Here is a 13,035-nt window from a genome sequence, read left to right on the forward strand (position 1 = left end):
AAAATCATAGTTGACAATCTTGCTCGGTAAAAAAAAGGTTGCTCCTTAATTTGTTCAGTTAGATTTGAGAGATAACATCAGTCTTTGGCGATCGCCTAGTGTCTATTGTGAGAATTGCCCTTCATTGGAACAAGCACTATCAGAGTTGATTTTGATAGTAATTTTCACCTATTGATTTTTCTAAACCAACTTATTAAGCCACTCAAATCATAGTAGGTTATCTAAACCATGGAATCAGTTAAGTCGAAGCCGAACACTCATGCCGCCAATTCTTCTACAGAATGGTTTACGACCGAAGCAGTTGCTAAGCACAAAGCGGGTGAACCCCAAGCGGCAATTGGCTATTATTTGAAAGTCATTAAAATGGCTCAGTCACCTCCTGCTTGGATTTATGGTAATGTGATTACCTTACTGGCAAAAGTTGAGCGCAGTGATGAAGGAATTGAATTAGGAAATCGAGCTTTAGAAATACATTCTGAATCTGATGAAATTTATCGAGCGATCGCTATTGCTTCAGATAGAAAGGGAGACAACAACAAAAGTATTGAATGTTACCGTCAGGCAATTAAAATCAACTCCGAACAACCCCTTTGGGTTTACTATCGTCTGACAGAACTTTTAACCAAAGAAAATGCTTTAGATGAGGCGATCGCTATTGGACAGCAAGGAATCAAACAAAACCCCAACTCCCACTGGCTATACTATTATGTCGGAGAAGCCTTGGCGGCAAAACCAGAATGGGAACAGGCGATCGCAGCCTATATTCGTTCTCTAGAATTAAAATCTGATTTTATCGAAGCTTCCCAAAAGCTTGACTATGCCCTCGAACATCGTAAGGAGCTGTCCCCTTCTGGCGAGGGCGGGGCTCATACGCTCCGTCAGACTAAACCTGAAAAAGCAACCACACCTCTAGTACCAGCTAGTCCCATAGAGAACAGCACTATTGGTATAGAAGGTTCAATTGTCGCTAAAATCACGGAGGTTACGTTAGGGGGTATGCTTCGCGGCTGGGCAATTGATAATCAGTCCCCTGACAAGCCAATAAAATTTAGAGTGTTGGCAAATCATAAACCAATTCAGGATGTCAATACTGGGGAGGTATTGGACGATGAATTGACCGAAGGTTTAGCTGGTAAGCCCAGAAAGTTGGAAGTACAGCTACCCGTGGAGATTTTAAACGCTCGCCAACATGTGTTTGAACTGCTGCCATTAGATCGGGGCAAAACTAAACAGCAGCCAATTTACCTTAATTTAACTGTACCTCGTCGCGCCGTAGGAGTTGTCGATTTAGCTGAGGGGAATCGTCTGCGGGGATGGGCTTTACCCGAAGGGCATACAGAAGGTGCTGCCAAGCTTGATGTCTATATTGATGACATATTCTATAGCGAGATTCAGGCTAATGTATCCCGACCCGATTTACTCAAACAGGGACTAGGTAACGGTAAAAACGGCTTTGACTTTACTCTACCTCTACCTGCCAATCGAGAACACAAGTATCAGGTGGCGGTAGTTTTTAGCGGTACGCAACAGGATCTTAAGCGCAGTCCGATCTTCATGGAGGGAGGCCCTGCTAAAGGTCATCTCAAAAATTCAGTCATTGCCAGAGTTACCGAAATTGGACTGGGGGGCATCCTGCGGGGCTGGGCAATTGATAATGCCCAAAGCGATCGCGCCGTCAAACTCAAGGTCTTAATTGACGATCGGCCAATAGCTGTAGTGGAAACTCAAGAGCTTTATCCCCATGTTACAGATAAATTCTTGATTGCTACACCCCGTAAGTTTGAGGTGCAGTTACCCTTGGATTTACTCGATAACCTAGAACACTCTATTTCTTTAGTTCCTCTAAGTAAGACCAAAGAAAGTCTGACGCCGATTTCCTCACGGATGGTAATACCTCGTCGTGGTTTTGGTGTGGTAGATGCGTGGGTCAATAATTCTCTGCGAGGCTGGGTCTTGCCCGATAATCATGAGTCATCTGCCGCTATGCTGGATGTCTATATTGACGGCATCTTTTATAAAGAGGTCAAGGCAAATATATTACGTCACGATCTAATCAAACACGGCATCAGTGCTAAAGGCGAAAATGGCTTTGAAATTGCTTTGCCCGTCCCACCCGAACAAAAGAGGGAATATCAGGTTGAGATCTTCTTTAAAGGTACTAAGCAAAACTTAAAAAGAAGCCCCGCTAAGATTAACTACGAGCAAAGTGAGCTAAACAAAAATCAGTTTGGTAGGTTCTCTCAGCTATATAGCCAACCGCAACCCAATATTACTGGCATCACGATTATAATTCCTGTTTACAACGCCTATGATGCGGTGCGTCAATGTTTGGCTTCGGTCTTTGAACATACTTCCAGAGACGCTAAATTGATCGTGATTAACGATGCTAGTCCCGATGAGCGCATCCAACCCATGTTAGAGGAGGCAGTAGCGAATCGTCCTAACGTCCAGCTAATTACTAACGAGGAAAATTTAGGCTACACCAGAACTATTAATCGAGGTATTAATCTAGCTCCAGACGATGATATTATTCTGCTCAATAGCGATACTTCCGTAGGACCTCGTTGGTTACAAAATATGCGAGTTGCTGCCTATCACGATCGTGATATCGGCACAGTAACGGCAATCTCAGATAATTCTGGGGCGTTTTCCGTACCAACAATGGGTCAAGCCAACGATTTTCCGATCTGGTTGCAAGGCGACGAAACCGCCAGGGCGATCGCTCAGCATAGTTCGTTGATTTATCCTGAAACCCCAACAGGAAGTGGCTTCTGTCTCTATATTCGTCGCGAGTTGATGAATGATATCGGGGGGTTTGACGAGTCGGCTTTCCCCAGAGGCTATGGAGAAGAAAATGATTTTTGTATGCGGGCAATTCGGGCAGGATGGCGACATATCGTAGACGATCGCACTCTGGTTTATCATGTTCGTTCGGCTAGTTTCCAGGGAGAGAAAAAAGCCCTTTATCAACCAGGTCGGATTGTAGTTGACCAACGCTATCCTGAATACAAAGCTTTGGTGACTCATTTTGTGCAGTCTCCGCAGATGGACTTGATGCGCTACCAGGTGAGAAAGCTGCTCGAAAATTCGCCTCAATTAGCCAAACCCCGTCCTCGCGTGCTGTTTGTCATTTCGACCAAAACAGGCGGCACACCTCAGACAAATCAAGACTTAATGACTGGTTTGGGAGAACGATATCATCCGATGCTGTTAATCTGCGACAGTAAAGAAATCAGCCTTTATGATGCGCGACCAGAAGAGCATATTTTACTCGAAGAAATCAAATTGCGATCGCCAATAAATCCTACCGCCCACACCTCTAAAGAATACGACAACATTGTTGGCGATCTGTTGATTCGTTATGGGATTGAACTGGTTCATATTCGTCATATAGCTTGGCACAGTGTTTCTTTGGCGCGTTTGACCCAAAGGCTTGATATCCCTACGATTCTTTCTTTCCACGATTTCTATACCATCTGTCCGACAGTTAACCTGCTGGATGAAAATTTAACTTTCTGTGGTGGTGAGTGTACCGCTAGCGAAGGACGTTGTCCCACGCCAATTTGGCCCGAATATCGCCTGGTTAATTTAAAACATGATTTTATTAAAACTTGGCAACTAAACATGGCAAAGATGTTTCAATACGTTGATGCTTTTGTGACTACCGCGCCTTCTGCCAAAGCGATGATGACCAAAATTTATCCCGAACTGAAGCAGGCTAACTTTAAAGTTATTCCTCATGGACGAAATTTTACTCATCTGCAAACCGAACCCACCTTTGTTCTCAGACCACCCAAGCCCAATAAACCCCTCAGAGTGTTGTTCCCTGGCAACATCAGTTCTTCTAAGGGTGCGGAATTAATTGTCGAAATTAAAAAGCTCGATGTCAATAATCGCCTAGAATTCCACTTCCTGGGTCGTACTAGACATTTCCTCAAGTCTGTCGGTACTCTTCACGGTACTTATACTCGTGCTGATTTCGATCTGTGGATGCAGAAAATTCGACCCCACTGTGTTGGTATTTTCTCAATTTGGCCGGAAACTTACTGTCATACTCTGACAGAGTCTTGGGCGAGTGGTGTTCCCGTAGTGGCAATTAATAAAGGTGCGGTGGGCGAACGCATCGCTCGTCATGGTGGAGGCTGGTTAATCGATGAAGTTGATGCTGAAGTGGTCTACAACAGGCTGTTGGATATTGCTAACGATGTAGAAGGATATATCGAGAAAATATCTTACCTCAATCAGTGGCAGCTAACTTACGCCAGACAAAACAATATCGAAACGATGGCTGCTCAATACCATAAACTTTATCAGCAGGTAATTTCTGAGTCTCGACCCTTTGAGTTAAATCAACAAGTCCGCTATCGTCGAGTCGGGGTGTTTATTAATTCCCAACTGCCGCCTACGGCACATATTCGCGTACTGGAATGGCTGCAACATCCTCTAATAAGCGATCGCCTGGATGCCCAAATCTTAGACATCGACGCTTTTATCAACGACACTAACCAATTGTTCGACCTGGATGCAGTATTGATTCAGCGCAACATTATTCAACCCCACAATGTTCAACCTGTAATTGATGCCTGTCGCGATCGCAATCTGCCCATTGTTTATGAGATTGACGATAATCTATTAAACGTACCCCTAGACAAAGATCGCCAGGAAGTATACGCCAGAAGCGCTCCCGCTATCAAAGCTTTAGCCACAGCAGCCACCCAGGTAATTGTCAGCACCGAACCTTTAGCAAGACAGATGCGCACCTTTAACGATCGCGTCACGGTTATTCCTAATGTAATTGCCGAATCTAGCTGGCTCAAGCCTACAGTGGCGGTTGAATTACCTCAACAGGTATTAGATATTGCTCCAGGGACTTTCAAAGTACTTTATATGGGCAACTCCTCTCATGTCGAAGACTTGGCAATGATTAAGCCAGTGTTTGACAGCTTTAACGATGAGAATCTTAATGTCAGACTGCTAGTGATTGGTGGTGAACCTGAAGTAGCGGAGAATGCACCTGATTGGTATACCCGAATCTCTATTCCTCAAGGATATGAGTCTTATGACAAGTTTGTCACTTGGTTTCGTCAAATTGCTGGAGCGTGCGATCTAGCGATCGCACCTTTAGTAGCTAATGAGTTTAATCAATATAAAAGTCCTCTCAAGTTCCTCCAGTATTCCGCTGTTGGTTTACCAGGGATTTATAGCAACTGCACTCCTTATCAAGAGGTTGTTACTCACGAAGTTGATGGCATTCTAACTAATAACGATCCAGAATCTTGGCGTCAGGCAATATCAAAATGTGTCAGCGAGCGAAATAAATTGAAATTATTAGCTGAGTCAGCTCAAAAAATAGTCTTTGAGCGATATTTGATGTCTAGCTTTGCTAATTCTTACATCAATATTTTTGAAGCAGCTTTGAAGACAATCAATTAATAATTATTTTGATTATGTTTCTGCGGAGGCATAATCAAAATAATTTCTCAAACTTTTGTCAGTTTTTGTCCGTAAATAAACTGACATTCAATAATAAAACTGATAAGGTTGGGCAGATAAAAAAACTCAATCGGGAGGTAGGCTTGAAACAATAAAAAATTATCGAACAATCAATAAAAAAGAGAAAAAAGATTGTTCCATTATATAGAACGGTAACTACACATCATGCTTTGAACTTCATTAATTAAGTAGCATCAACTAACTATGAAAACTCTAATTTATTCCTTAGGTAAAAGTGGCACTACTGCGCTTGCTTATTCAATCTCTAAGGCTTTTGATAATCATGAATTAATTTTTGAACCTAGCCAGTTGAGTAAGATTGACTTTACTCAGAATGATTTAATTGTTAAATCAATATTTGCCGAACGATGGGAAAAAGATCGAGACTATTTTCAAAAATTTGATAAAAATATTTTACTAATTAGAAATCCTTTGGATAGGATTGTTAGTTATTTACTGTATATGCCCTACAACGGAGACGGTTATTCTGATGATCGCAATGCTCAAACTTATGTAAATCTCCTCAAGAAAAAGGTAGAAGATCCTGAGTCGGTTGGCATATATGATATTGACAAATGTTATAGTGACATTGATATAACTAAACGTGGTTCATTAATTGAAGTAGTTAAAAAACAATCTCAAAATATTCAGGACTTATACCAAAGTCCTTATGGCAAAAACTTTTTTGTCCTAAAATATGAGGATTTTGTGCAAAATAATCTTGAAGAATTAAGTGACTATTTAGGTCGAACAATCTCTAACAATATTAAAGTTTCTGAAAAATTCAAGAGAACAGAAAGAAGTAAAAGTTTTGGTAATTATAAATCTTTTTTCTTAAAAAATGAGCTAAAATCCAGCTTGATTGATTTTGAGAGTTTTAATCAAATATTTGGATATATGTCAGAGCCTGATGTTATCTCGTCTAGTAACGAAGACAGCACTGCACTATCTGCTGAAATGACATATATCTACACAACTAAAATTATCAATGAATATAGAAGTAAAAATCTAATTCCTTTATATCAACATGGAAAAGTAAAGATTAAACAAGAAGGTCTTTTGTTCGATCGAGCTAGAAGATGTTTGGCTAAAAATAAACTTGAAGAAGCTGAAAGATTACTGCTAAAATCTGTAACAATTAACAATTGTTTTTTAGCTAGTCATTTCCAACTTGCTAAAATTTACAAGAAAAAACAGAATTTTTCTCTCTGTGTTAATCATCTTAAAGAATGCTTAAGTATAGAGCCAACTTGCGAAGATGCTTTGAAAATGTTCCTCCAACTTGAGATGTCTAAATGTTGATGAAAAATTTGCTAAAAATTTGAATCTGCTAAAGTTATGCCTAGACTAAAAATGTTCTTAAAAGTCTAACACTATCTTTAATAGATATTGGTTTATTGAGACTTTAAGCAAATATTAATGTCTAGGTATCTTGGTATTTTTGAATCGGTTAGTGTGGAACAGAATAGATAATAGAAGATTATGCTATTATTTGCAAAGCTAAAAAACGGCAAACAAGCAACCTTAATAGTTAACAGTAAGTATTTAAAAATTGTCAGTAATTATTAATAATTATTAATCAGTGACGAATAATTGATAACATACATTATGTCAAAAAATATTGCTTTAAATTCCATAGTACCTAAAACGACTATCATCAATGCAATACCAGAAACTGAGCGTTCTCTAAAGCAATATGAACAGGAATTTATCCAGTTATGCCAAGAAATTAATCAGCTTAAAGGCAATTTGAAACTCAAATACAACGAATTAGCCATTCTTCAGGAAAATATTGCTGATAAAAAAAAAATTATATCTCAAATAAATACTCAAGCTAAAAAACTCAACGATATTAGGCTGAATTTACCCAATTTTTTGATTATAGGAGCGCAGAAAGGAGGTACTACCTGGCTACATGAAAACCTCAAACGACATCCTCAGATCTTTTTACCTCAAGGGAGAAAAGAATTAGAATTCTTTAGTTATTATCAAAAAAAACTTGCCGATCATGGTTTAGGTTATTACTTAAAATACTTTAACCGCTTTGATGATGTAATTCAGACAAAAAAGTTTAAAGCAATTGGTGAAGCCACGCCTAGTTATTTTTGGTCAACCAACCCTCGTCGTAAATGGACACATCCGCCGAATAGATATTTTAACGAGCAAATACCTGAGTCTGTATTTAATATTTTAAGTTCAGATATAAAGCTAATCCTTTGTTTAAGAGATCCTGTTGAAAGAGCAATATCTGCTTATTTTCATCATATACAGCGCGATCGCATCACTTATGAATCACAAAGCATATTTGATGTTGGTCATTTATACGGCATTATCGACATGGGTTTTTATAGCCAACATCTTAATGCCTGGCTAAAAAAGTTTTCCCTAAAAAACTTTAAAGTATTAATTTACGAAAGAGATATTAAACAGAACAAACAGCAAACCATTGAAAATATTTGTGGTTTTTTAGGTGTAGATCCTCAACTATTTCCTCCCTCCACTAACTTAGATAAATACCATAATAGAGGACTACAATATTCCATTGAAGCCGAGGGAGTATATTTAATATGTCCTGAGAATAGCGATCGCACAATCGTGATTACACAAGATGAATTACACCAACTAAGGCAGATATATCGTGCTGATTATTTATCTTTGCAAAAAACTTTAAATCTAGATTTATCTGAGTACTGGAAGTTTGATTAATCTTGAAATAATAGATTGTGACGGTAGTATCAATCTATTATTTCTTTTTACTCTTTACTACAACATAGTAATGTCCCAAACAAAACCCAACTTTCTTTGTATTGGCGCACAAAAAGCTGGCACTACCTGGCTATATAATATTTTGCGGCATCACCCTGATATTTGGATGCCACCCATGAAGGAAATACATTACTTTGATTATTTGCATCTCAAACAGATTGATTGGCCAAGAAAACGTATGCAGCAACTGCAAACTGCCCTCGGTCAATTTATTAAAGGAAAATTTGATTATCAAAAGCTTGAATTTCTTGCCAAAATGGCAGTAACGGAAAAGTTCGACGATGATTATTATTTATCTTTATTTAAAAATGCAGATCGTAAAATTGTTGCTGATATAACGCCAGACTATTCAGCATTAAACGATCGAGGTTTTGCTCATATTTCTCAGCTTTTACCAGAAGCAAAGATAATCTTTATTATGCGTAATCCCATCAAAAGAGCCTGGTCGCAGGCTGTAATGCAAAAACGCAAAGATATCGCTAACAACAAAAATATTAGCCACCAAGAATGGATTCAAGTACTTAATAATAGTCGTAACTATCGATTCTCTAACTATATAGAAACAGTCGAGCTATGTAAAAACCATTTTGCCAGAGAAAATCGATTATTTTTGATCTACGATGACATTTGCTTTCATCCCCTAAAAAGTTTAGAAAGAATTTGTAACTTTCTCGAAATAGATTATGAGGAAAATATTTTTGCTGATTATGTAAGCCAGAAATTTAATGCTAGTCCTAAATATAAAATTCCTTTTCAAGTAGAATCTTTTCTTCAGCAAAAGCTAGAGATTCAAAGTAGCTTTGTGCAAAAAACTTTTGCTCCAGCTAGCTTTAAAATGTAGCGATCGCAACTAAACTTTGGCATTTAACTAATATTAAATAGTTTGATTTAAAAATATGTCAAATCTAGATCCGCAAGATAAATTTAACACTTACGGTATTGAAGATCGAATTAAGACGTATGAAAATAAACTAAAACAAGATTTTCAAGACTGGCGAGAAGTAGAAAGCTTTTCTCTTTTACTACAAGAAAAGATGCCGCTAAAAGCAGATTTTTTTGCTCGTCAAGCAGAAAGCTTATTTTTAACTAGTTATCCCCAGATCGAGCGAGATAAACTAGTATTTGAAAATATTGATTGGGCAGATTATATTGAATTTAATCTCGATTTAAAACGAGCCAGCTTTACTAAGCTCAAAGCGATTAGACATCTTTACACCCATGGAATAGCTGAAGGAAGATTAGGTAGATATCTTATTGCTACAGGAAAAGCTGATGCAGCAGTAGATTTTTTTACGAACAAAATATTAAAATATCCTCAGAAGAAAATATTTTATTTGGGTTATCAAAAATTATTAACTAAATTGGCTAATTTAACCGCAAAAACTAATCAAGCCAAAAGTTTAGAATCAGCCGACTTTCCCGATAAATTAATTAAACTTCAACTGCAATTAATTAACCATAATTTATCCTTAAAAGCTAAATTACTCCAAACAGAGAATAGTTTGCAGCAGCTAGAGTATCAGGTAAAATATCAGGCAAAGTTAAATCAAGCAGATAATTTAGCTAAACAGGATATTTTTAAGCTTAAATCTTTAGAGAATGAGCCACAATATCCGACAGTGGGAAAAACATCCGCTAATAATGTAGCGATCGCAGGTAAATCTGGCTGGTTTTTTATTAATGGGGGATCTAATAGCCTGATGAAATATCATACAGGTAGAAAACAGCTTTCACCGCCTGAAATAAATCAATGGAATCAACTATTACAGCAAAGAATTGAATGGCACAAAGCTCTTCAAATAAAATATCAGCACATATTTGTTCCTAATAAAATAGCAGTTTATCCTGAATTCTATCCGCACGATTTAGACATTAAAAGCGAGCGACCAATTCTGCAACTTCAAAAAGAATGTCAGCAAGCTTTCTTATATCCTCTGGATATATTTTTAGAACAGAAAACTCACTATCGACTATATGATAAACAAGACTGTCACTGGAACTTTTGGGGATGTTACTTTGCCTACAATTTAATTTGCCAATTACTAAAAATTAAACCTCAGATAAAACTGTTTGATACTCCGATTAAAATTAGTCAACAAAAGGGAGATTTAGGCGATAAATTTGGAATTCAAACCCGATCGCTGCAAGCAAATCTAAAGCTTAAAGCCCAGATCGTTTATGACAATCAAGTAATCAATTACTGTCATCAAGGTAGCAGGAGAATTTTAAAAAATGACAGTATATCTCACGGTAAAATGATTATTTTTGGAGATAGCTTTTCTAATCCTGGATTTCCCAACTACACTGCTAAAAAACGCTTGACAGCTAGACTTTCATCTTTATTTGCCGAAACTTTAAACGAAGTTCATTTCATTTGGACTCCCTGGATTGATTACGACTATATCGAGCGAGAAAAGCCCGATTTTGTCTTAACAGAAATGGCGGAAAGATTTCTAGTTAGAATTCCCGACGATCGCGCTCATCTTCCCTTAAATGAATTTGCCGCGATGAAACTCAGTCAATACAAATAGTAAATACAATCTAGTTGCTATTTTCTACTTACTGCTCAACTCCTTGAATTACTGGAGTAATACCTTGTTCTCTAAAAGGACGCGGATTTCCCTGCCAGTTAAAGTCACTGATCCGCAAACTAAATGAACCAATTTCTAGTACGGGATTATAGCGCAAGACTATATTATGCGTCCGTCGGCTATATTCTAAGAGGTAGTCGGTGCTAATCGTATCATTATCTTTTAGATCGAAAGAAGTTTGATATCCCAAACGAATTGGACCATAAATTTGTTGAGTAATGCCAAAAGATATAATTTGGCGATCTACTAAGCGATCAAAGAGAAAAGGAGATTCATCGCCACGAAGATTTTGGGAGTAGCTTAACTTAAATCCCGTATAGTCAAGCCAAGAACGGGAAAAATGACCTACTTGACCTTGAATACCGATGCTTCCTTCTAAAGACAGTTGTGAATCGCTATTGCTATAAAAACTACCCACCCCCGAAACTCCAGTAAACAAGTCTAGATAAGGAACTACAGGAACAGGAGTGTAGCGTAATCCTTGTTCTTTAGTACTGGGTAATGCTTCTCCCCGCCAAATAGAAAAGTTTTTGTTGAGAAACGCTGCTGCTTGATAGCGCGTTAGGTTAATGCGATCGCTGTCTCGATTTGCAGCTAATAAGTCTTGTCTGTCGGTGTCGGCACTAACATTTTGAATTGACCCCTGATAGTCCAAAGTTACGCCAGTATTGCCAATTGCTATTTGAGGTGAAGTGAGAACTCCCCCAATGCTACTTCTGACCGTTTGAAAACCTAAAGAACCATTAAACAGGCGATCGCGGAAATTATATTCTAAAGCAAATTTGTAGGGATTACTGAGGTTGCCTATTCTCTGCTGTAGTCCTACATTAGCGCGTAAATTAGACTCAATATCATTAAAATCAAAGCTGGTCAGACTTAAACTACTATCTAAATCTGTTCTTGGCGTAAAATAAGCGTTTATCTGGCTATTTAAGCCAAATACGTCTGAATTAAACAGACCGCCTTCGTCAGATTCACTGAAGCTAAAAGTGGTAGGAAACAGCGCGCGCTGCCAAAAATATTGTGGGGTAATTTCCCAGTTAAACTGTTGGCTATTGATAATGTTCAAGGTGCGTTCAATATATAATCCTCCTCTTTCATCCCCGTCAAAAGCAAGGTTAAATAATCCTGGGCGTGTTGGACGACTATCGAAGGCAAACGCACCAACCAATAGAGGTATAGTCAAACTATCGTCAACTACGAGGCGAGATTTCTCGGTAGTTAATTTACCCCTTAGAGAATCTAGCTGTTGGAAAGTTGCTGTTGCGGCGCGTAATTCCAATTCAGGTGGAGAAAAAGGATCGTTAGTCAGGCGAAGATTTTTGGCTGTCCAAGTATCTGTTTCAAAATCAACCTTTTCGGCTTCAAACCGCAAACGATTAATTGTGCCACCATCAATATTGTTGCCGCTGCCAATCAGATCGATTCCCTGGCTGCCAATCGTTGTGCCGATGCCTTCTGCTGCCGTAACGTCGGTTAAAGGCTGGTTATCGATTAGGCGATCGCTTAAGGCTCGATCCAAAATTGTTGGTGATGATACTAGCCGTCGATCAAAATCTGTATCTTGATTAAGACTAGGTTGATAGATTTCGCCCCCCGCATTCAAAATAACTCCTCGGTCTGCAACTAAATCATATTCAAACTTTTCGCCCCGCAGAACTTGTTCCCCGCGTTTGAGAACCACATTATCTCTAGCCACAGCCAAACGGTCAGTTAAATTGATCTCCAGGCTATCGCTAGTCATTACAGATTGAGCAAAACGCATGACTACGTTACCCTCGGCAGTAATTATTTTTCTTTTCTGGTCATATTCTTGGCGATCGGCAATTACTTCAATTACCTCCACCGCATCTACAGGAATGGATGGTTGAAATTTTTCATCTATAGGTATTTGAAATTGTGCTTCTCCTTGACGCTCTTGAGTAATTAAATAAGAACGACCCGTAATTAATAAATTCTGCTGCGATGATGGACTGACGCGATCGGGTAAGAAACTCGCTTTCTTTTTGATATCTGGCAACTCCGCAGCTAATAAAGATAATTGCAGCAAATATATCCACAAAGCTATTCCAACACAATACCGCAAAAAACTGACCATAAAGGGCTTTTTGGCAACAATTCAGTAGTATAACTCTTTCTTAAAAAAGTGATTAGCTATTAGCTTTTAGTTTTAACTACGTAAGAT

At 38.4% G+C, this 13,035-nt stretch carries 6 protein-coding genes; 5 read left to right on the plus strand and 1 reads right to left on the minus strand.

Annotated elements, in window-relative coordinates; genetic code table 11:
- Window positions 1–228 precede the first annotated feature (228 nt).
- The 5 genes from V6C71_20625 (at window position 229) to V6C71_20645 (ending at window position 10,790) form a co-directional block, all read left to right on the plus strand.
- Window positions 229–5,433: a glycosyltransferase gene (locus V6C71_20625; protein HEY9770863.1), complete on the plus strand. Its 5,205-nt coding sequence runs from the start codon at window positions 229–231 to the stop codon at window positions 5,431–5,433.
- A 264-nt stretch (window positions 5,434–5,697) separates the two neighbouring features.
- Complete coding sequence (locus V6C71_20630) at window positions 5,698–6,795, plus strand: hypothetical protein (protein HEY9770864.1); 1,098 nt, start codon at window positions 5,698–5,700, stop codon at window positions 6,793–6,795.
- 306 nt (window positions 6,796–7,101) lie between these two features.
- Window positions 7,102–8,199: a sulfotransferase domain-containing protein gene (locus V6C71_20635; protein HEY9770865.1), complete on the plus strand. Its 1,098-nt coding sequence runs from the start codon at window positions 7,102–7,104 to the stop codon at window positions 8,197–8,199.
- Between the two features lie 70 nt (window positions 8,200–8,269).
- On the plus strand, window positions 8,270–9,100 hold the full coding sequence (locus tag V6C71_20640) for a sulfotransferase (protein ID HEY9770866.1): 831 nt from the start codon (window positions 8,270–8,272) through the stop codon (window positions 9,098–9,100).
- A 55-nt stretch (window positions 9,101–9,155) separates the two neighbouring features.
- On the plus strand, window positions 9,156–10,790 hold the full coding sequence (locus V6C71_20645) for a hypothetical protein (protein HEY9770867.1): 1,635 nt from the start codon (window positions 9,156–9,158) through the stop codon (window positions 10,788–10,790).
- Window positions 10,791–10,818: 28 nt separating this feature from the next.
- On the opposite strand, the gene V6C71_20650 is transcribed toward V6C71_20645, so the two are convergent.
- Window positions 10,819–12,900: a DUF3769 domain-containing protein gene (locus tag V6C71_20650; protein ID HEY9770868.1), complete on the minus strand. Its 2,082-nt coding sequence runs from the start codon at window positions 12,898–12,900 to the stop codon at window positions 10,819–10,821.
- Window positions 12,901–13,035: the final 135 nt, after the last annotated feature.

This window comes from Coleofasciculaceae cyanobacterium, assembly GCA_036703275.1.
Classification (GTDB): domain Bacteria; phylum Cyanobacteriota; class Cyanobacteriia; order Cyanobacteriales; family Xenococcaceae; genus Waterburya.

Excerpts from the sequence above, each read along its gene's own strand:
- V6C71_20640 (HEY9770866.1), top strand. The coding sequence starts at position 8,270 with ATGTCCCAAACAAAACCCAACTTTCTTTGTATTGGCGCACAAAAAGCT.
- V6C71_20625 (HEY9770863.1), top strand. The coding sequence starts at position 229 with ATGGAATCAGTTAAGTCGAAGCCGAACACTCATGCCGCCAATTCTTCT.
- V6C71_20645 (HEY9770867.1), top strand. The coding sequence starts at position 9,156 with ATGTCAAATCTAGATCCGCAAGATAAATTTAACACTTACGGTATTGAA.
- V6C71_20630 (HEY9770864.1), top strand. The coding sequence starts at position 5,698 with ATGAAAACTCTAATTTATTCCTTAGGTAAAAGTGGCACTACTGCGCTT.
- V6C71_20635 (HEY9770865.1), top strand. The coding sequence starts at position 7,102 with ATGTCAAAAAATATTGCTTTAAATTCCATAGTACCTAAAACGACTATC.